Raw genomic sequence first — 20,406 nt, 5'->3', positions numbered from 1 at the left:
GCCATAAAACGTGAGTAGCGTTCGGGTTATGGATCGAAGAGCGTTCATGGTGGCCGCCGGTGGCGCGGCGGCGGGGGCGGCGATGCTGCCGGGACAGGCCGAGGCACAGGAGAAGCGGGGTCCGCGCGGGCCTGTCGTCCGCTTCAACATCCTGAGCGACATCCAGGGTGACCTCACCGACTTCGGCAAGGCGCTCGACGACCTGAACGCGGTCAACCCGCGCAGTGCGGGACTCGGTATCGCGGGTGATCTCACCCCGCGCGGCTACGACTTCGAGTACGCCCAGCTTCGCTCGACCTTCGACAAGCATCCGCATCCGCGCGAGGTCGCGTGGGCCATCGGCAACCACGAGTTCTACGTCCCGAAATGGCGGGATCCCGACACGCTCGCCCAGGAGACCTGGCCCAACGGGACGACCGAGGACTCGCTGTTCCGCAGCTTCTACCGGTTCGCGGGCCGCAACACCGTCTACAGCGAGACGTCGTTCGGCGGGGTTCCGGTGCTGTGTCTCGGGACCGAGCGGTACGCGAAGTACCACGACCCCAAGCTGTGGGACGAGGTCTGGATGAGCGACAGCCAGTTCACCTGGCTGGAGCAGCGGCTCCGGTACTGGTCGAACCGGCGCAGCCCGGTGATGGTGCTGACCCATCATCCGTTGCCCAACACGGTCTCCGGTACGCACAACAAGCTCTACCGGTCCGATTACCTGCAGCCCGACAGACTGCTTTCGATCCTCGGCCGTCACCGCGACGTGTTCCTGTTCTCCGGGCACACGCACTGGGATCTCAACCTGTCGGACTGGGTGGTCCGCCGGGTGGTCCCGGGCACCGGCAACCTCGAAGGGTTCACCGTGGTGAACACCGCGGCCGTCCAGACCGGCTGGACGGACGACGGCAAGGGTGGGGAAGTGTCCCTCGGCGGCGCGTTCAATCAGGGACTGCAGGTCGAGGTCTCGCCCGGCTCGGTGGTGATCAAGGCGCGCGACTTCACGACCAAGACCTGGCTGAAGCAGATCACCGTGCCGCTGCACAACTCCCGGGGTTTCCCGCACTGAGCGAGCACGTGAAGGCCCCCTTCCCTCGGCTCAGCCGAGGGAAGGGGGCCTTCACGCGCAACCGCCAGACTCAGCTGGCCGGCTTGACCTCGGTCTGCGGGTTACCGTCGACCGCGGCGGCCAGCTGCGGGACGATCCGGTCGATCACGTACGGCAGGCTCAGCACGGTCACGAAGGAAACCGCGCTGCCGTAGTTGCCCTCGTTCTCGATGAAGACCTCGCGCTTTTCCTTCGCCACCTTGAGACCGGTGTAGAGCGCGTCCTTGCCGAGGATCTCCTGCGCCTTGGCCGGGGTGTCGATGAGCCACACAAGCGCGTCGCGGTCGAGCAGGTCGGTCCGTTCGGCGCTGAGGCTCTTGCCGAACTTGTCACCGATGACGGCGTCGAGGTCGGCGGGCAGCTTGAAGCCGAGCGATTCGAGGATGTGCGAGCGGCCGTCCTGGCTGCCGTAGACGAAGTAGCCCTCGTAGGTCGACGCCATCAGCGCCGACTTGCCCGCGAACTCCGGGTGCTCCTTGCGAGCCTGGGCGAACTTGTCCTCGACGGCCTTGACCAGCTCGTTCGCCTTGGTGGCGCGCCCGACGGCCTGGCCGACCTTCTTGGTCGCCTCGTTCCACGGGATGCCGTAGTCGTTGTACTCCTTGGGCTGCGCGACGACCGGGACACCGATCTGGCTCAGCTTGTCGTACTGCTCCTTGGTGAGCCCGGAGTACAGCGCGATGATCAGATCCGGCTTCAGCGCGGCGATCTTCTCGTACTGCGGCCCGTCCACGTCCTTGAGGACCTCGGGCAGCGCGGCGCCGCCGAGCTTGTCGGTGGCCCAAGGTCCGATCGTGCCGGGGAACTTGCCGAGCCACTCGGTGACCCCGACCGGGACCACGCCGAGGGCGAGCAGCGCGTCCTGTTCGGTCAGGCCGACCGTGACGACGCGCTTGGGCTCCTGGGTGATGGTGGTGCTGCCGTACTTGTGCTCGATGGTGGTCGGGAACGCGTTCGCGTCGACCGCGGAGCCGGCGGAGTTCTGCGCGGCCGGGCTGGCCGACTCGCCGCCTCCTCCGCACGCGGTGAGCGAGGCGGCCAGCACCAGGGTGGACGCCAGCAGGCCGGCGGTCTTCAGGCGCCCGCGCACGGCGGAGAGGGTGGGGATTCGGGCCATCATCCGTCCTTCGTGATCGGAGGTCCGGCGGGATGCCGGATTAATCGAGAATCAGGTTTGGCTAACCTAAGACGCCGACGGGTCGATTGCAACCGGTGACGGTGCGTCCCGGGTCACGTCTGTGAACGGTTGTCCGACCAGGCCGCCCAAAGCGTTGCGTATTGACCGCCCGAGGCCACGAGTTCGTCGTGTGTCCCGCTTTCGACGATCTCGCCCGCGTCGAGCACGACGACGCGGTCCGACGCGGCCGCCTGCGTCAGCCGGTGCGCGACGACGAGACCGGTCCGCCCCTCCAGAGCGGCGGCCGCGGCGGCTTCGAGGACTTTCGCGCCCGCGCTCCCGGCCTCCGCGGTCGCCTCGTCGAGGATCGCGATCGGCGGATCCGCGAGCACCAGCCGCGCCAGCGCCAGCTGCTGCGCTTGGGTGACCGTCAGCTGATGGCCGCCCTCGCCGACGATCGTCGCGAGACCCAGGGCCTCGGCCCAACCTCGTGCGCCGACCTTTTCCAGTGCCGCCAACAGATCCGAGTCGGACGCGGCCGGGCGCGCCAGACGGAGGTCGTCCGCCAGCGAACCGGCGAAGACGTGCACCTCCTGGCTGATCAGCGCGACCGCCCGCCGCGTCTCGGACGGCCCGAGCTCGTCGAGCGGGACACCGCCGACAGAGATCGTTCCGGAAGCCGGGGCGTGGATCCCGGCGATCAGCTTGGCCAGCGTCGTCTTCCCGGCCCCGCTCGCCCCGACCAGCGCGACCCGCTCACCGGGGGAGAGGTCGAGGTCGACGTCCCGCAGTACCGGGTGTCCGTCCACATAGGAATGAGAGATCCCGGCCGCCTTCACCGACGCGTCGACGGGCCTCGCGGGCCGCTCGGGTTCGCGTGGCGCGGGCAGGTCGGCGACCCCGATCAGCCGGGCGAGGCTCGCGGCGGCCGCTTGCGCGTCGTCCACCAGCGCGAGCGCGGTGTTGATCGGGCCGAACAGGCTGTGGAAGTACAACGCCGCCGCCGTCGCGGCACCGACGGTCACCGCGTCCGCGCCCACCAGCAGGAAACCGGCCGCGAGCACGGCCGAGAGACCGATGAACTCGGCGAGGTTGAGGCGGGCGAAGAACTTCGTCATCAGCCGGACACCGCGCAGCATCAGGTCCATCGCGCCCTCGGACCGCTGCCGGACGCGCTCCACGTGGGCGTCGGCGAGCCGGAACGCGCGGACGGTCTTCGCGCCGCCGATCGTGTCGAGCAATTGCTGCTGCTGCGAGCCCGTCGCGATCCGCTGCTTCGCGTACAACGGGACGGCGTTGCGGACGTACCAGCGCACGGTGTGCAGCTGAATCGGCGCCGCCAGCAGCGCGGCGAGCAGGAATCGCCAGTCGAGCACGGCGAGCGCGCCGAGGGTCAGCACGATGGTGAGCACCGAGCGGCCCAGTTCGGGCAGGGCTTCGCGGACCGCACGCGCGACCACCGTGACGTCGTTGGTGACGCGGGCGGTCAGGTCGCCGGAGCCCGCGCGTTCGATCTGCTCCAGCGGGAGCCCCAGCGCGCGGTCGACGAACCGTTCACGCAGTTCCGCCAGCAGGGTTTCGCCGAGCTTCGCGGTGAGCGAGACACCCAGCGCCGTCGCGATCGCCTGTGCGACGGCGACCAGGACCAGCGCCACCACCGGCGTCGCCAGTTCGGTCGCGGGCCGTTTCTCGATGACCAGGTCGACGATGTGGCCGAGCAGGCGGGCGGTGAGCAGCCCGATCGCGGTGGCGCCGACGAGCAGCGTGAGCGCGCCCGCCGCGCGGGCCTTCGACGTGCGGAGCAGTTCGCCGAGGACCGCCCGGATCCGTTTGCCGTCGGCGGTGGGCAGGAGTTCGCGGGTCATGACAGCACCGCCGCGCGGTAGTCGGCGCGATCACGGACGAGTTCGGCGTGGCCGCCCTCGCCGGTGATCCGGCCGCCGTCGAGGACGACGACGCGGTCCGCCACGGCGAGCAGGGCAGGGCTCGTGGTCACCAGGATCGTGGTCCGTCCTCGTCGTAGCCGGGCGAGCCCGGTGGCGATCTTCGCCTCGGTCACCGTGTCGACCGCCGTCGTCGGGTCGTGGACGACGAGCACCGGCGCGTCCGCGGCGAGCGCGCGGGCGAGCGCGACCCGTTGCCGCTGGCCGCCGGAGAGGGAACGGCCGCGTTCGGTGACCGCGGTACCGGTGCCGTCCGGCAGCGCCGCGGCGACCTCGTCCGCCGCCGACGCGGCCAGCGCCTCGTCGAGCGGGCGATCCCCGGCGCGGACGTTCTCCGCGAGCGTCCCTTCGAACAGGTCCGCGTCGTGCGCCGCGACCAGGACGACCTCCCGTACCCGTTCGGGGTCCACAGTGGACAAATCCACGCCGTCGACGTGTACGCGGCCCTCGGCGGGATCGGCCGCGCGGCCGAGGCAGTCGAGCAGATCGGTCGCCGCGGCCGGATCCGCGGCGACGACGCCGATCAGCTGCCCGGCCGGGACGTCGAGGTCGACACCGCGAAGGCTGCCGTACGAGACCGCGTCGAGCCGCACGTTCCCGCCGGCGGGTGACGGGAGTTCGCCGTCGCCCGGTTCCACCGCCGCGGGCGTGGTCAGCAGATCGGCGACCCGGGACGCGGACGCGCGGCCCTGTGCCAATTCGCCGTTGACCCACGAGAAGATCAGGAACGGCGTGAGCAGGAACTGGGCGAGCCCGACGGCCGCGACGAGATCGCCGACGCTGATCGACCCCGACGACGCGAGATGCCCGCCGACCAGGGCGACGATCGCGATGAAGACGCCGGTCAGCGCGAGCACCGCGCCGTCGTGCCAGGCCTTGGCCCGCGCGGCGCGCAGTGTCGCCTTGAGCGAGTCCTGGCTCGTGTCGCGGTAACGGGCGACGGCGGCCGGTTCGGCGCCGATGCCCTTGAGCACCCGCAACCCGGAGACCAGATCCGTGGCGACCCCCGAGGCGTGCGCCGACCGCTCCTGCTCCGCCTCGCTGCGGCGTTCGAGCGGTTTGCCGATGAGATGCGCGAGATACAGCAGCGGTGGCGTGCCCAGCAGCACGAGGAGCCCCAGCGGAAGCGAGATGCGCAGGAGGGCGACCGCGCTGACCAGCACCCCGGCCAGCGCCGCGATCCCGAACGGCAGCACGGCGTTCACCACCCCGACGCGTTGCGCGTCGCTGGTGCCGATGTTGACCAGTTCCCCGGCGAGCTTGCCGTTCTCGGCGCCGCCGCCGGGATGCAGGACGCGACGGCTGATCGCGATGCGGAGGTCGTGCGCGGCCCGCAGCGACGCGCCTTCGGCCGCCCGCGCGGCGAAGCGGTAGCTGTAGGACAGTCCCGCGAAGACCACGGCGAGCACGGCGAGCCAGAACACGAGCGTGCCCACGGACCCGCCGTCGACCGCCTGGTCGATCACCACGCCGATGATCACCGGAACGAGTGCTTCGCCGCCTTGGTGCCCGGCCGCGAGCACGGATGCGAGCGTGACCTGCCGTCGTTGCCCGGAAATCGCCTGGCGCAGGACGCTTCGGCTGGTGGTGGCCGTTGCGGTCACCGGCGCCTCCGATTCTCTTCGTCAGTTCGTGAACCCGCGTCCGCGATCGCGTCGACAGGGCGTTCACGCGTCGGTCCGTTGTCCGTGCGACCTCAGCTCCACCCATGGGGTTCGGGGTAGGTAAGGCTAGTCTAAGTAGGTAGCTCGTTGAGGTGAACTCCGGCGTTCGGTTAGCCTCGCCTCACTCGAAGGAGGTCCCGTGGTCGTCACCGAACGCCCGCCCGAAGCGGCGTCCCCGCCCAGCACGGCGGCACGGACGTTCCGCGCCGGCGGTCTGGTGGTCGGGCTCGCGCTGCTGGCGCTCGTGTTCCTGCTCAGCATCTGGGTGGGGTCGAAGAGCATCCCGTTCACCTCCACCTGGTCGGTGCTGTGGCACAACGACGGCTCGACCGACGCGGTGATCATCCACGACCTCCGGATCCCGCGGACCCTGCTGGGTGTGGTCGTCGGCGCGGCGCTCGGGCTCGCGGGCGCGGTGATGCAGGCGCTCACCAGGAACCCGCTCGCCGACCCCGGCCTGCTCGGCGTCAACACCGGTGCCGCGGCCGCCGTCGTCTCGGGGATCGCGTTCGTCGGTGTCACCAGCGTGCTCGGCTACATCTGGTTCGCCTTCGCCGGCGCCGCGATCGCCTCGATCGTGGTCTACGTCCTCGGCTCGGCGGGCCGCAGCGCCACGCCGGACCGGCTGGTTCTCGCCGGTTCGGCCGTGATGGCGGTGCTCCAGGCGTACATCGTCGGTGTGCTGCTGCTGATGCCGGAGACGTTCAACCAGTTCCGGTTCTGGAACGTCGGCTCGCTCAGCGGCCGCAAATGGGACGTCTTCCTGCAGATCTCGCCGTTCGTCGTACTCGGCGTGATCATCGCGCTGCTGCTCGCGCGCCCGCTCAACGTCCTCGCGCTCGGTGACCAGACCGGCAAGGCGCTCGGCGCCCACGTGGGCCGCACCCGGGTGCTGGGCGCGGTCGTGGTGATGCTGCTCTGCGGCGCGGGCACCGCGGCGATCGGGCCGGTCCTGTTCCTCGGGCTCGCCGTGCCGCATGCCGCGCGGATGCTGGTCGGCCCGGATCAGCGCTGGGTGCTGCCGTATTCGATGCTGCTCGCGCCGATCGCGCTGATCGGCGCGGACGTCGTCGGCCGCGTGCTGAACCCGCCGGAGGAATTGCAGGCGGGGATCGTCGTCGCGTTCCTCGGGGCGCCGGTGTTCATCGCGCTCTGCCGCCGCCGGAAGCTGGCCCGCCTGTGACCGCGATCAAGGAGCACCCACGGATGAGCACCCGCGTCCTGCGCACCCCGGGCGGCGGGCTTTCCCTGCGCGTCACGCCGCGGGCCGCGATCGTCGTCGCCTTGCTGGCGGTCGCCGTGTTCTTCGTCGGCGCGGTCAGCATGACCACCGGCGACTACCCGCTGTCCGTCGGCGAGGTGATCCAGACGCTGTTCGGCTTCGGCGACCGGGCCACCGAGTTCATCGTGACCACGCTGCGGCTGCCCCGGCTGCTGACCGCCCTGCTCGTCGGCGGCGCGGTCGCGGTCAGCGGCGCGATCCTGCAGAGCCTGTCCGGGAATCCCTTGGGCAGCCCCGATTTCATCGGCTTCACCGAAGGCGCGGCGGCCGGTGCGCTGCTGACGATCATCGTGGTGCACGGCGGCATGCTCCAGGTGTCGCTGGGCGCGCTGGTCGGCGGCGTCGCGACGGCGGCGTTGATCGCGCTGCTCGCGCTGAAAGGCGGCGTGCACACGTTCCGGCTGATCCTCGTCGGCATCGGCGTGAACGCGATGCTCATCGCGTTCAACTCCTACCTGATCACCAGGGCCTCCTGGCAGGACGGGCTCGCGGCGCAGGCCTGGCTGGTCGGCGGGCTCAACGGACGCGGCTGGGAGCACGTCGTCCCGGTCGCGATCGCCCTCGCGGTCCTGCTTCCGCCCGGGTTCGTCTACGGCAGAAGGCTTTCGCTGCTGGAGATGGGCGACGACTCGGCCATGGGGCTCGGCGTGCCGGTCCAGCGGAGCCGGATCGTGCTGCTCGCCGTCAGTGTCGGGCTGTGTTCGATCGCGACCGCGGCCGCCGGGCCGATCGCGTTCCTGGCCCTCGCCGCACCTCAGCTTTCGAAGCGGCTCACCCGCTCTTCGGGACCGGGGCTCGCCGCCGCCGCGCTGATGGGCATGCTCCTGCTGGTCACGAGCGATCTGGTCACGCAGCAGTTCTTCGCGGGACTGCCCGTGGGCCTGGTGACCGGGGCGATCGGCGGGCTGTATCTGGCCTGGCTGCTGGTGTCCCGGCGCGGGGTCAGCCCGGCTGCGCGCTGACCGGCTCGATCGGCGCGGGCTCGCCGAAGCGGGCCAGCGCGAGCGCGGCCGAAACGGCGAGCACGAAGCCGACCGCCGCCACGGCCGCGAAACCCGGTCGCGTGGTGTCGCCGAGCACCAGCACGCCGATCAGGGACGGGAAGACGGTCTCGCCGATCACCATCATCGCGGTCGAGGTGGTGACGCTGCCGCGCTGCAACGCGGTGGCGTAGAACAACATCGCCAGCGCGCCCGCCACACCCAGCGTGTACGTGGCCGGGTCGGTCAGCAGATCCAGCGGGGCGAGGCTGGTGAGCGCGCGGCCGGAAAGCGCGACCACGCCAAAGCACAGTCCGGCGATCAGGCCCAGCGACGGTGTCCGGATCCGCCGCGACGCGCGGCCGGCGAACATCCCGGCCGTGCCGAGGACGACCACCGCACCGATCAGCACGAGCCGGAAGCCCAGGCCGGTCGGCTCCGAGCCCTCGCTCTCCGCCGACATCCCGAGCAACGCGAGCCCGGCGCAGACGACCGCGACCGCCGTCCATTCGCGACGGCCCAGCCGGACACCGAGGGTCCGCGCGGCGACCGCGGTCACCGCGAGACTGCCCGCCAGCGCCGCCTGGACCACGAACAGCGGCAGCACGCGCAAGGCGGCCACCTGGGCGACGAACCCGATGACGTCCAGCGCCAGTCCCGCGACGAACTTCCACTGCCGCAGCACCCGCACGAGCAGCCGGGGATCGACGCGGTCTTCGGCGCCCGAAGTCGCCTTCGCGGCGATCGCCTGCATCACCGAAGCGACGCCGTAGGCACAGGCCGCGAAGAACGCGCAAATCAATCCCCACCACATGGATCCTGAGCCTAGCCCTGCGGCGCCCACCCCGAGATTTCGCGAGTTCCGCCTTCAATCACGCGAGATCGCCGCTCAATCACGCGAGATCGCCGTCTGATCACGCGAGATCGCCGTATGTGTAGAGTGAGTCCATGTCGAACACGAGTTCGAGTCGCGCCGAGCCGGTGGAGCGGGCCTGGCCGGACGGGATCGCCGAGGACGAAACCGGGATCCAGTGGGACTTCCTGCGTTTCCTGCGCGCCACGGCGGTCAACAAGGTCGCCGGGCTGACCAGGGAGCAGGCCGCTGCGACCCCCTTGCCGTCGTCGCCGCGGATGAGCGCACTGGGGGTGCTCAAGCATCTGACCGCGGTGGAACGCTGGTGGCTTTCGATCGAGGCGGGCGGTGCCGATCTGCCGTCGCTGTGGGAAGGCTCACCGGATCCGAGCTGGGACCTGGCCGAGGACGACGACCCGCGCTCGGTCGTCGAGGCGTACCGCGCCGAGTGGGCGTTGTCGGAGTCGTCGCTGGCCGGCGTCTCGCCGGACGACCGGGCGCGCAGGTCGGGGAAGTTCACCGTGCGCTGGGTGCTCGCCCACGTGCTTCAGGAGACCGCGCGCCACGTCGGGCATCTGGACGTCCTTCGGGAGCTGGCCGACGGAACCACGGGGGAGTAGCGCCGTAAGGTGTGCGCCATGGCTGACAGGCTGTACTTCCGGCAGTTGCTCGCGGGCCGTGACTTCGCGGTCGGGGATCCCATCGCGACGCAGATGGTCAACTTCGCGTACCTGATCGGCGATCGGGAGACGAACGAGGCCGTCGTCGTCGACCCGGCGTACGCCGTCGGTGATCTGCTGGACCTCCTGGAAGCCGACGGCATGCGGTTGACCGGCGTCCTCGCCACGCATCACCACCCCGACCACGTCGGCGGCGAGATGATGGGGTTCTCGCTGCCGGGGATCGCGCAACTGCTGGAGCGTGTCCAGGTGCCGATCCACGTCAACGGCGCCGAAGCGGAGTGGGTCCGCCGCACCACGGGCGTGTCCGGCACTGATCTGCGTTCGCACGAGCACGACGAGGTTCTCGAGGTCGGCGCGGTGCCGATCCGGCTGCTGCACACGCCGGGCCACACCCCGGGCAGTCAGTGCTTCCTGGTCGACGGGAAGCTCGTCTCGGGGGACACGCTGTTCCTCGAAGGCTGCGGCCGGACCGATTTCCCCGGCGGCGACGCGGAAGCCATCTACCGGAGCCTGCAGTGGCTTGCCGGGCTGGACGGGGATCCGGTCGTCTATCCGGGGCACCAGTACTCCGCCGATCCGTCGGCGAACCTGTCGCGGGTGAAGGGCACGAACTTCGTGTTCCAGCCGAAGTCGCTGGAGGAATGGCGGCTGATGTTCGGCGGCTGAGGCGCATCCAGAGGACTAAACGCGTCCAGATCGCGGGACGCCGAGCCCGCCGATTGACCCGGCCCGCCCCGGAAGCCGAAGCTCGGAACCGTGACGCTCAAGCTGCATTGGTTCCTGCCCACCACCGGGGACGGCCGGACGATCGTCGAGCACTTCCACGCCAGCCGCGCCGCCGGGGCGTCCTCCGCGCGTGAGCCGAGCCTCGACTATCTCGCGCAGGTCGCCCGCGCCGCCGAGGCCAACGGTTTCGAAGGCGTCCTGACGCCGACCGGCACCTGGTGCGAGGACGCCTGGCTGACGACGGCCGCGCTGATCCGCGAAACGCGAAGCCTCAAATTCCTGGTCGCGTTCCGTCCCGGGACGATCTCGCCGACGCTGGCCGCGCAGATGGCCGGGACGTTCCAGCGGATTTCACAGGGGCGTGTGCTGCTCAACGTCGTGACCGGCGGCGACGCCGTCGAGCAGCGCCGGTTCGGCGATTGGCACGACCATGACGAGCGGTACGCCCGCACCGGCGAGTTCCTCGAGATCGTGCGCGGCGTATGGAGCGGCAAGCCGTTCGATTTCGACGGCGAACATGTCAAGGTCGAAGGCGCGACCACGCGCGAGGCGCCGGATCCGGTCCCGCCGATCTACTTCGGCGGGTCGTCCGCGGCGGCGCTGCCGGTCGCGGCGAGGCACGCCGACGTCTACCTGACCTGGGGCGAGCCGCCCGCGCAGGTCGCCGAGAAGATCGCGAAGGTCCGCGAACTCGCCGAGGAGCAGGGTCGCAAGATCCGGTTCGGCATCCGGCTGCACACGCTTTCCCGTGACACGTCGGCGGAAGCCTGGGCCGAGGCGGGAAAACTGCTGGACGCCATCGACCCGGAGCGGATCGCCCACACCCAGAAGCAGTTGTCCGCCAGCGAATCCGTCGGCCAGCGACGAATGGCCGCGCTGCACGGCGGGAAGACCGACGGTGGTGTCCGCGGCCTGGAGGTGTACCCCAACCTGTGGGCCGGCATCGGCCTGGTGCGCGGCGGGGCGGGCACCGCGCTGGTCGGCAGCCACGGCGAGGTGGCTGACCTCATCGAGGAGTACCACGCGCACGGCATCGAGGAGTTCGTCCTGTCCGGATACCCGCATCTGGAAGAGGCGTACTGGTTCGGCGAAGGGGTGCGGCCGGAGCTGGTCCGCCGCGGGCTCGTCGCGTAAAGCCCTTACAGGGTGCGGGAAAGAGCCAAGGCCGCGGTCCGGACCGCCGGCGCGACGCGGTTGGTGTGCATGCGATTCGCCCAGCCGGAGATCGACAGCGCCGCCACCGCGACACCGTGCGCGTCGAGCAGCGGGCTCGCGGCGCAGACGACGCCGACGCCGGACTCCTCCCGCTCGAACGCGATTCCTTCGCCGTGGATCTTGGCCAGCTGGCGGCGGAGCAGGCCGGCCGCGGTGATCGTCCGCACGCTGACGCGAGGCAATCCGGCTTCGATCACTTGTGTCACCACGGATTCCGGCGAGAACGCGAGAATCGCCTTGCCGACGCCGGTGGCGTGCGCGGGGAACCGGCCGCCGATCCGGGACGGCAGTGACGGCGCGTCGGGCCCTCGCAGGATGTCGAGGTAGACCACCTCGGTGCCTTCCAAGACCGCGAGGTGCACGGTGTTGCGGGTCGCCTCGCGCAGATCCGCGAGATACGGCCGTGCCGCCTCGACGAGACCCCGGCGCCGGACCGCCAGCTGGCCGATCTCGAACAGCTTGAGCCCGAGCCGCAACGCCGCGCCCTCGCGTTCGAGCAGACCGGTCGCGACCAGATGCCCGGTGAGCCGGTGGACGGTCGACTTCGCCAGCCCTGTCCGCCGTGCCAGCTCGGAGACGCCGAGCGCGTCGTCGCCGGGGCGGAAAGCGGAGAGCAGCGCGGAGATACGGGCGGCGACGAGGCCGTCCGCTCCGGTTCGTTCCGGGTCGTCGTTCCGCCCAGCGGCACGCATGGGTTGAGTATGCCCTATCCGCTCGGGGAGCGTCACCTGGCATGGCGCAACGGAAAGCGGTGGCCGCGATCGTCGGTCCCGGGAACATCGGCACCGACCTGCTCGCGAAGCTGAGGCGCAGCGAGCACGTCGAGGTGCGGTACATGGTCGGCGTGGACCCGGAGTCGGACGGGCTGGCGAAGGCCGCGGAGCTGGGGTTGGAAACCTCCGCCGGGGGTGTGGACTGGCTGCTGTCGCGGGACGAGCTGCCGGACCTGGTCTTCGAGGCGACTTCGGCGAAGGCGCATCTGGCGAACGCGCCGCGCTACGCCACCGCCGGGATCCGCGCGATCGACCTGACCCCGGCCGCGGTCGGCCCGTTCACCTGCCCCGCGGTGGGCCTGCCCGAGCGGCTCGACGTGCCCAACGTCAACCTCATCACCTGCGGCGGCCAGGCCACGATCCCGATCGTGCACGCGGTGTCGCGGGTGACGCCGGTGCCCTACGCCGAGATCGTCGCGTCCGTCTCGTCGCGTTCGGCCGGGCCCGGCACGCGCGCGAACATCGACGAGTTCACCGCGACGACGGCGCGCGGGATCGAACTCGTCGGGGGAGCGAGCCGCGGCAAGGCGATCATCATCATCAACCCGGTCGAGCCGCCGATGATCATGCGTGACACCGTGTTCTGCGCGATCGACCCGGACGCGGACTTCGACGCGGTGAGCGAATCCATCCACCGGATGGTCGAGACCGTCCAGGGTTACGTGCCGGGCTACACGCTCAAGGCGGATCCGCAGTACGACCCGCCCCGGCCTGGCTGGAGCGGGCAGGCGCGGGTCGCGGTGTTCCTGGAGGTCGCCGGGAACGGGGACTTCCTGCCGAAATACGCCGGGAATCTCGACATCATGACGGCCGCGGCCGCCCGTGTCGGCGACCTTCTGGCCACTCAGGAGGTGGCGGCATGAGCTGGGACGACGTGAGCCGTGAGGTCCGGATCGTCGACACGAGCCTGCGCGACGGCAGCCACGCGATGGCGCATCAGTTCACCGAGAAGAACGTGCGCGACACCGTCCGGGCGCTGGACGACGCCGGGGTCTCGCTGATCGAGGTCAGCCACGGCGACGGGCTCGGCGGCTCGACGTTCAACTACGGGTTTTCCCTTGTGGACGAACGGAAGCTGATCGAGGCGGCGGTCGACGAGGCGCGGCACGCGAAGATCGCGGTGCTGCTGCTGCCGGGACTCGGCACGGTCGGCGACCTGCGGGTGGCCGCGGACCTCGGCGCGGGCGCGGTCCGGATCGCGACCCACTGCACCGAGGCCGACGTCTCCGTCCAGCACTTCGGCGCGGCGCGCGAGCTCGGGCTGGAGACGGTCGGTTTCCTAATGCTGTCGCATATGTCCACGCCCGAGGCGCTCGCGAAACAGGGCCGGATCATGGTCGACGCCGGATGTCAGTGCGTCTACGTCGTCGACTCGGCCGGGGCGCTGATCCTGGAGGACGCGAGTGAACGCGTCGCCGCACTGGTCGCGGAATTCGGGGACGAGGCGCAGGTCGGCTACCACGGGCACCAGAACCTGAGCTTCGGCGTCGCGAACTCGGTGCTCGCCTACCGGGCGGGCGCGCGGCAGATAGACGGTTCGCTGGTGGCACTCGGCGCGGGCGCGGGCAACTCGCCGACCGAGGTCCTCGCGGCCACTTTCGAGCGGCTCGGGATCCGCACGGGCGTCGACAAGGACGTGCTGATGGAAGCGGCCGAGAACGTCGTGAAGCCCTACATCACCCGGCTGCCGGTGATGGACCGGTCGTCGATCGTGCAGGGCTTCGCCGGGGTGTACTCGAGTTTCCTCCTGCACGCCGAACGCGCGGCGGAACGCTACGACGTCCCGGCGCACGAGATCCTCTACCGCGTCGGCGCCGCGAAGTACGTGGGCGGGCAGGAGGACATGATCATCGACATCGCCCTGCAACTGGTCGCCGAACGCGGTCAAGGTTGACGGTCGGCGCCGAGCACGAGGCGGACGCAATGCTCGATCAGGCGCTCGCGGCTCACCTTGAGCGAGCCGTCGAGGTAGGCGATGAACACGTTGCTCAGCGCGCCCACCAGCCCGATCGAGGTCATCTGCCGCTCGGCCGCGTCACCGTGCGACAGCTGACCGCTGACCAGCTCGGCGAAGGAGGGGAGGAGCGCGATCCCGCGCGTCGTCAGCGCGGGATCGGTGATCGGCGCGAGCAGGAGCACCCGGCCCTTGCGCGGGTCGTCGAGCATCAACTCGACGAACGCGCGGACGGCGGCCTTGGCCCGCTCGGCGGGTTCGGCCGTGTCGCTGACCGCGTCGACGAGCGCCTGACGCGCCTGCTCGCCGATGTGCTCGTAGACCGCGACGACCAGTTCCTCGCGGTCGGTGAAGCTCTCGTAGAAGTACCGCTCCGTCAGCTTGGCGTGGCGGCACACCGCGCGGACGCTCACCCCCGCGCTGCCCTGGGTGCCGAGCAGGTCGAGGCCCGCGTCGACGAGTTGTCCCCGCCTCGCGGCCTTGCGGTCGTCCAGGGTCGTGCCTGCCCAGCTTCGGCCGGCCATGATCGGCTCCTCTTGTTGACTACGGCCGTTGTCAACTTTAACCTGACAACAGTTGTGGTCAATTTAACCAGCTCATTGAGGAGACCGGGGATGACGCAGCCACGGCCGCTGGGACCGGATTCGCTGACCTGGAAGTACTTCGGCGACTGGCGCGGGCTGCTCATCGCGCTCTGGGCCGGATCCATGCAGAACATGCACCCCGAGCTGGGTGCGGGCGTCGAAGAACACTCGCGGTTCTTCGAGGAGCGCTGGCAGCGGCTGTTCCGCTCGCTGTACCCGATCGGGGGAGTGATCTACGACGGCCCGCGCGCCCGGCAGACCGCGCTGGAGGTGCGCGGCTACCACGATCGGATCAAGGGCGTCGACAAACACGGGCGGCGCTACCACGCGCTCAACCCGGACACGTTCTACTGGGCGCATTCGACGTTCTTCGTGACCGCGATCCTCATCGCCGACAACTTCTGTGGCGGCATCGGCGAGGCCGAGAAGCGGAAACTCTTCGACGAGCACGTGCAGTGGTACGAGATGTACGGGATGAGCATGCGCCCGGTGCCGGAGTCGTGGGAGGACTTCCAGCTGTACTGGAAGCGCATGTGCGAGGACGTGCTGGAGGACAACAAGGCCACGCGCGACGTCCTCGAGATCGGGGACATCGCCAAACCGCATTTCCTGCCCTGGCTGCCGGATTTCGCGTGGAACCTCGTGCGCGGGCACGTGGCGCGGAACTTCGTCTGGCTGACGATCGGCCTGTACGACCCGCCGATCCGCGAGCGGCTCGGCTACACCTGGACCGAACGCGACGAGCGACGGCACCGCCGGGTGGGGAAGCTGATCAACGCGGCGTTCAAGCTGGTCCCGCGCGATCGCCGCTACCACCCGCGGGCCAGGGCCGGCTGGCGCCGCGAGCGTGGCGAACTGGCCCCGGACGCGCCGTTGGTCGAGACTCCCGTGAGGAACCTTCCGCCGCTTTCGGAGCGGGGCAAACCCGAGCACTACTCACCGAACGTCTGACGAGGAGCCTCGATGAAGCTTGGTTACCACCTCGGTTACTGGTCCTCCGGCCCGCCGGAAGGCGCGCTGGACGCGATCCTGCGGGCCGAAGAACTCGGCTTCGATTCGGTGTGGACCGCCGAGGGCTACGGCTCGGACGCGTTCACCCCGCTCGCCTGGTGGGGCGCGTCGACCAGCCGGATCAAGCTCGGCACCAATATCGTCCAGATGTCGGCGCGCACCCCGACCGCGACGGCGATGCACGCGCTGACGCTGGACCATTTGTCCGGCGGGCGGTTCGTGCTCGGGCTCGGCGCGTCCGGGCCGCAGGTGGTCGAAGGCTGGTACGGGCAGCCGTATCCGAAGCCGCTCGCGCGCACCCGAGAGTACGTCGACATCGTGCGGAAGGTCGTCGCGCGTGAGGCGCCGGTGACGCACGACGGGCAGCATTTCCAGTTGCCGTTGCAAGGCGGCACCGGGCTCGGCAAACCGCTGAAGTCCACAGTGCACCCGTTCCGCAAGGAGATCCCGATCTTCCTCGCCGCGGAGGGGCCGAAGAACGTGGCGCTGTCGGCGGAGATCTGCGATGGCTGGCTCCCGTTGTTCTTTTCTCCCAAGAGCGACGCCTTCTACCGGACGGCGTTGGAGGAAGGCTTCTCGCGTCCCGGTGCCCGGCACGGTTTCGACGACTTCGAGGTCGCCGCGTCCGTCCCGGTGCTCGTGCACGACGACGTCGAGGAGGCCGCGAGCTGGATCAAACCGTCGCTCGCGCTCTACATCGGCGGTATGGGCGCGAAATCGGTCAACTTCCATCACGACGTCTTCGCCCGGATGGGGTACGAGGACGTCGCCGACAAGGTCCAGGAGCTGTACCTGGCCGGGCGCAAGGACGAGGCGACGGCCGCGATCCCGACGTCACTGGTGGAGGACACGTCGCTGATCGGGCCGGCGGAGAAGATCCGCGACGAACTGGCGGCGTGGGAGGAGACCGTGGTGACGACGCTGCTGCTGCGGGGGGATGCCGCGACGCTCACGAAGGTCGCCGAGACCCTCGGGTAATGCCCGGCATGCATTTAGTCCTCTAAATGCGAAAGGTTGTGTGGAGGATTTGGGACGTCGAGTGTCCCCACTGCTCCGTTGATCAAGATCGAGACGCGAGCGTCCCCTTGACGATGTGGGAATTGGGACACTGAACGTCCCGATTCCCACATCGTCAACACTCGGCATGCCGAGCAGTCGGCCCTCGTGCCGGTCAGGTGACTCGAGTGTGGAGGATTTGGGACATTGAACGTCCCAAATCCTCCACACTCGACCGTGCCCGCGGCGCTAGTCCGATGCCATCGAACTCTGAGGCCTCACTAACGACCCGACATGGACTCCTGCATATCAGGAAATTAGTTGCTCAACCGTCGTGGAACGTCCTTTGTGGACACGCCGAGCAGGGTTCGCGGGTGCGAGGCACCCTCGCATCCCGCATGGACAATCCCGGGGTCGCTTCGCCACTGGCCCGCCTTTCGTGGGGTTGCGGCAGTGAGCCCCATCACGTAGCGTCCCGGCCACGAACATGAAGTCGGTTCATGTTCGTGGCCGGGAGGTGCGACTCATGACGGTGAGCCGGAGGCGGGTTCTCGCGGGTGCGGCGGCGTTGCCCGTCGCGGCGAGCGTGCTCGGCGCCCAGCAGGCGCAAGCGGCGCCGGCGAGGGGTTTCCGCGTCGGCGTCGGCCTTTCCGACGTCACCGGCCCGGCGGCCGAGAACGGCATGATGGGCTACTCGATGCCGCAGCAGCAGACCGCCGGCATCCACCTCCGCACCCGGGCGCGGGCGTTCGTGGTCGACGACGGGGCCAAGCGGATCGCCTTCGTCACCGCCGACCTCGGCGCCCTGTTCCAGTCTGTCCACCAAGGCGTGCTGCGCAAGCTCCAGGCCGAGTACGGCGACCTGTACACCGAGCAGAACGTGCTGCTCAACGCCACGCACACCCACTCCGCGTGCGGCGGGGATTCCCATTACGCCGCTTACGATCTGGCGATCCTCGGCTTCCAGCAGCAGGTGTACGACGCGCACGTCGACGGGATCGTCGAGGCCATCGGCCGCGCGCACTCGGACCTCGCGCCCGGGTCGATCCGGCTCGGCCGCGCCGAGCTCACCAAGGCGAGCGTCAACCGGTCCCGCAAGGCCTTCGACCTGAACCCGCAGGCCGACAAGGAGCACTTCCCGCAGGCGATCGACCCGGCCGTCACGGTGCTGCGGTTCAGCCGGAACGGCGTCGACGTCGGCGCGATCAGCTGGTTCGCCACGCACGGGACGTCGATGAGCAACGGCAACCACCTGATCAGCGGCGACAACAAGGGTTACGCCGCCTACGAGTGGGAGCACGACCACGCCGGCGTGCGCTACCTCGACGGGAACCCGCGGTTCGTCGCCGCCTTCCCGCAAACCAACACCGGCGACATGAGCCCGAACCTCAACCTCGAACCCGGCACGCCCGAGACCGAGTTCGAGAACACCCGCACCATCGGCGACCTCCAGTTCCGCGCGGCGAAGAGCGCCTTCGACGCCGCCGCCGAGGCCTTGACGGGCGGCGTCGACCACCGGATGTGCTACGTGGATATGTCCGACGTGGCCGTCGACGCGAAGTACACGCCGAACGGACGGCCGCAGCGCACCTGCACCGCCGCGATCGGCGTCTCGATGCTGGCGGGCAGCCGCGAGGACGGCCCCGGCCTGCCGCTGCCGGAAGGGGTCAAGAACCCGTTCATCGACTGGCTCGGCGGCATCGACGCGCCGATCCCGCAGGCACTCGCCGACGCGCACGCGCCGAAGGTGATCGCGGTGCCGTTCGGCGCGATGAAGCCGTATCCGTGGACGCCGGAGGTCCTGCCGCTGCAGCTCGTCCGGATCGGGCAGCTGCATCTCGTTGCGGTGCCCGCCGAGCTGACCATCGTCGCCGGGCTGCGCCTGCGCCGGACCGTCGCCGCCGAACTCGGTGTCCCGCTGGAGAACGTGCTCATCCAGGGCTACGCCAACGCCTACAGCCAGTACGTCACCACGCCCGAGGAGTACGACTCGCAGCAGTACGAAGGCGCGTCGACCCTCTACGGCCGCTACACGCTTCCGGCGTACCAGCAGGAATTCGCCAAACTCGCGGTGGCGATGAAGGCGGGGACATCGGTCCCGCACGGCCCGACGCCGCGTGATCTGCGCGGCAAACTGATCAATTTCCAGCCTGGCGTCGTCTTCGACAGCCCGCCCGCGTTCAAGAGCTTCGGTGACGTCCTGACCGACGCGAAGAGCACCTACGCGCGCGGCGAACAGGTCGCGGTCGAGTTCGTCACCGGGCATCCGAAGAACGATCTCCGGCGCGGCGGCACCTTCCTGGAGATCCAGCGGCTGGTCGACGGCAAGTGGGTCCGCCACGCCGACGACGGCGACTGGGACACGAAATACCACTGGGCGCGGACGTTCGTCGCCGAATCGAAAGCCGTCGTCCACTGGAAGATCCCCGCGAACGCCCCGATCGGCAAATATCGCGTGGTCCACTTCGGCAACTGGAAGAACGGTTGGAACGGGGCGATCTCCGCGTTCAGCGGGACTTCGCGGACATTCGTCGTTTCCTGACACCGAAAGGGGCTTTCGTGCGGAAGCTTGCCGTACTCGCCATCGCCGCCGCCCTGTTCGCCGGATCCGCCGTCCCCGCCCAGGCGGCGGTCTCGGTGAAGGTCATGGCGTTCAACATCTGGCAGCTGCCCTGGATCGCCAGCCCGAACACTTCGGACAAACAGGCCAGGGCTCGCGCGGCGGAGGATGTCATCCGCGCGAACGATGCCGACGTCGTCGTCCTGGACGAGGCGTTCAGCGCCCAGGCGGAGGAACTGCGGAACCGGCTGAAGGACGTCTGGCCGCATCAGACCCCGCTCGTCGGCCAGTACTGTTCCACGTCACCAGGCTGGACCACGGTGAACGGCAACTGCTCGAATTCCCCGATCGTGGTCAACGGCGGCGTCACCGTGCTGAGCAAGGCGCCGGTGACCGAACAGCACCAGCTGGTCTTCCGCAATTCCTACTCCGGTACCGCGGACTATCTGTCGAACAAGGGTGCCGCGCTCGCCCGTCTGGTCGTCGCCGGGAAGCCGGTCTGGATCGCGGGCACCCACATGCAGGCCGACGAGGAGCCGGAGACGCTGCCGAAGGCGCATGACGTCCGGATGGCGCAGCTCGGCGAGATCCGGGACCTGGTCACGAAATACGCCCCCGCCCGCGAGCCGGTCGTCATCGCGGGCGACCTGAACATCGAGTACTGGGCGGGACAAACGCGCAAGGATTCCCTCGGCCGGACCCAGGTCCAGCAGGGCGAGGCCTTCCTCGACGGCGTTCTCCGCACGACGGGCGAAGGCGCGTACACCTTCGACGCGGCGACGAACTCGAACGCGGCGAAGTCCGTTCCGGCGACCTACCGCGACTCGCTGGACTACGTCGGGGCCGTACGCGCGGGCGGCCGTCCACTCGCCGCTGTCGGCCCGGTACAGCTCGTGCATTACGACGGTGGCACGATTCCCTCCGACCACTACCCGGTGGTGGCCAAGATCCAATACTGAGGCCTTCATCGGG

At 69.7% G+C, this 20,406-nt stretch carries 18 protein-coding genes; 12 read left to right on the top strand and 6 right to left on the bottom strand.

Annotated elements, in window-relative coordinates; all coding sequences use genetic code 11:
• Positions 1–28 precede the first annotated feature (28 nt).
• The gene (locus DMC61_RS19685; RefSeq protein WP_233594867.1) at positions 29–1,054 is read left to right on the top strand and encodes a metallophosphoesterase; all 1,026 of its coding nucleotides are present in this window, start codon (positions 29–31) and stop codon (positions 1,052–1,054) included.
• A gap of 70 nt (positions 1,055–1,124) precedes the next feature.
• Here DMC61_RS19685 and DMC61_RS19680 read toward each other — a convergent pair whose 3' ends face one another.
• The 3 genes from DMC61_RS19680 to DMC61_RS19670 form a co-directional block, all read right to left on the bottom strand.
• Positions 1,125–2,210: an iron-siderophore ABC transporter substrate-binding protein gene (locus tag DMC61_RS19680; RefSeq protein WP_125690523.1), complete on the bottom strand. Its 1,086-nt coding sequence runs from the start codon at positions 2,208–2,210 to the stop codon at positions 1,125–1,127.
• 113 nt (positions 2,211–2,323) lie between these two features.
• The gene (locus DMC61_RS19675; protein ID WP_125690522.1) at positions 2,324–4,075 is read right to left on the bottom strand and encodes an ABC transporter ATP-binding protein; all 1,752 of its coding nucleotides are present in this window, start codon (positions 4,073–4,075) and stop codon (positions 2,324–2,326) included.
• On the bottom strand, positions 4,072–5,757 hold the full coding sequence (locus DMC61_RS19670; RefSeq protein WP_125690521.1) for an ABC transporter ATP-binding protein: 1,686 nt from the start codon (positions 5,755–5,757) through the stop codon (positions 4,072–4,074). The genes DMC61_RS19675 and DMC61_RS19670 overlap by 4 nt, the downstream gene beginning before the upstream one ends.
• Positions 5,758–5,956: 199 nt before the next feature.
• On the opposite strand from DMC61_RS19670, the gene DMC61_RS19665 reads away from it, so the two are divergent.
• The gene (locus DMC61_RS19665; RefSeq protein WP_125690520.1) at positions 5,957–7,000 is read left to right on the top strand and encodes an iron ABC transporter permease; all 1,044 of its coding nucleotides are present in this window, start codon (positions 5,957–5,959) and stop codon (positions 6,998–7,000) included.
• Positions 7,001–7,023: 23 nt separating this feature from the next.
• Positions 7,024–8,061 (top strand): iron chelate uptake ABC transporter family permease subunit, encoded by a 1,038-nt coding sequence (locus tag DMC61_RS19660; protein WP_125690519.1) that lies wholly within the window; start codon positions 7,024–7,026, stop codon positions 8,059–8,061.
• Here the strand turns inward: DMC61_RS19660 and DMC61_RS19655 are convergent.
• Positions 8,042–8,893 (bottom strand): DMT family transporter, encoded by an 852-nt coding sequence (locus DMC61_RS19655; RefSeq protein ID WP_125690518.1) that lies wholly within the window; start codon positions 8,891–8,893, stop codon positions 8,042–8,044. The genes DMC61_RS19660 and DMC61_RS19655 overlap by 20 nt on opposite strands.
• 134 nt (positions 8,894–9,027) lie before the next feature.
• Here DMC61_RS19655 and DMC61_RS19650 point away from each other — a divergent pair, with 134 nt between their 5' ends.
• The 3 genes from DMC61_RS19650 (at position 9,028) to DMC61_RS19640 (ending at position 11,475) form a co-directional block, all read left to right on the top strand.
• The gene (locus DMC61_RS19650) at positions 9,028–9,552 is read left to right on the top strand and encodes a DinB family protein (RefSeq protein ID WP_199750042.1); all 525 of its coding nucleotides are present in this window, start codon (positions 9,028–9,030) and stop codon (positions 9,550–9,552) included.
• An 18-nt stretch (positions 9,553–9,570) separates the two neighbouring features.
• The gene (locus tag DMC61_RS19645) at positions 9,571–10,281 is read left to right on the top strand and encodes an MBL fold metallo-hydrolase (protein ID WP_125690517.1); all 711 of its coding nucleotides are present in this window, start codon (positions 9,571–9,573) and stop codon (positions 10,279–10,281) included.
• A gap of 90 nt (positions 10,282–10,371) precedes the next feature.
• The gene (locus DMC61_RS19640; RefSeq protein ID WP_125690516.1) at positions 10,372–11,475 is read left to right on the top strand and encodes an LLM class flavin-dependent oxidoreductase; all 1,104 of its coding nucleotides are present in this window, start codon (positions 10,372–10,374) and stop codon (positions 11,473–11,475) included.
• 5 nt (positions 11,476–11,480) lie between these two features.
• On the opposite strand, the gene DMC61_RS19635 is transcribed toward DMC61_RS19640, so the two are convergent.
• A complete protein-coding gene (locus DMC61_RS19635; protein WP_125690515.1) occupies positions 11,481–12,248 on the bottom strand; it encodes an IclR family transcriptional regulator in 768 nt (255 codons plus the stop codon).
• Between the two features lie 41 nt (positions 12,249–12,289).
• On the opposite strand from DMC61_RS19635, the gene DMC61_RS19630 reads away from it, so the two are divergent.
• On the top strand, positions 12,290–13,192 hold the full coding sequence (locus tag DMC61_RS19630; RefSeq protein ID WP_063273523.1) for an acetaldehyde dehydrogenase (acetylating): 903 nt from the start codon (positions 12,290–12,292) through the stop codon (positions 13,190–13,192).
• On the top strand, positions 13,189–14,223 hold the full coding sequence (gene dmpG / locus DMC61_RS19625; RefSeq protein ID WP_125690514.1) for a 4-hydroxy-2-oxovalerate aldolase: 1,035 nt from the start codon (positions 13,189–13,191) through the stop codon (positions 14,221–14,223). The genes DMC61_RS19630 and dmpG overlap by 4 nt, the downstream gene beginning before the upstream one ends.
• Here the strand turns inward: dmpG and DMC61_RS19620 are convergent.
• Positions 14,214–14,807, bottom strand: a complete 594-nt coding sequence (locus DMC61_RS19620) for a TetR/AcrR family transcriptional regulator (RefSeq protein WP_016334041.1) — start codon at positions 14,805–14,807, stop codon at positions 14,214–14,216. The genes dmpG and DMC61_RS19620 overlap by 10 nt on opposite strands.
• A gap of 90 nt (positions 14,808–14,897) precedes the next feature.
• Between DMC61_RS19620 and DMC61_RS19615 the strand changes: the two genes are divergently transcribed.
• The 4 genes from DMC61_RS19615 to DMC61_RS19600 all read left to right on the top strand — a co-directional run bounded on the left by DMC61_RS19615 (position 14,898) and on the right by DMC61_RS19600 (position 20,393).
• Positions 14,898–15,818 carry an oxygenase MpaB family protein gene (locus DMC61_RS19615; protein WP_125690513.1) on the top strand — a complete coding sequence of 307 codons (921 nt, stop codon included), beginning with the start codon at positions 14,898–14,900 and terminating at the stop codon, positions 15,816–15,818.
• 12 nt (positions 15,819–15,830) lie between these two features.
• Complete coding sequence (locus DMC61_RS19610) at positions 15,831–16,856, top strand: LLM class F420-dependent oxidoreductase (RefSeq protein ID WP_125690512.1); 1,026 nt, start codon at positions 15,831–15,833, stop codon at positions 16,854–16,856.
• A 544-nt stretch (positions 16,857–17,400) separates the two neighbouring features.
• Positions 17,401–19,416 (top strand): neutral/alkaline ceramidase, encoded by a 2,016-nt coding sequence (locus DMC61_RS19605; protein WP_125690511.1) that lies wholly within the window; start codon positions 17,401–17,403, stop codon positions 19,414–19,416.
• 17 nt (positions 19,417–19,433) lie between these two features.
• The gene (locus DMC61_RS19600; RefSeq protein ID WP_125690510.1) at positions 19,434–20,393 is read left to right on the top strand and encodes a sphingomyelin phosphodiesterase; all 960 of its coding nucleotides are present in this window, start codon (positions 19,434–19,436) and stop codon (positions 20,391–20,393) included.
• Positions 20,394–20,406 lie beyond the last annotated feature (13 nt).

This window comes from Amycolatopsis sp. WAC 04169 (assembly GCF_003947535.1).
GTDB classification, from domain to species: domain Bacteria; phylum Actinomycetota; class Actinomycetes; order Mycobacteriales; family Pseudonocardiaceae; genus Amycolatopsis; species Amycolatopsis keratiniphila.
Note: the sequence above shows the minus strand (reverse complement) of the source record. Positions and strands in the feature narration are given on the sequence as shown.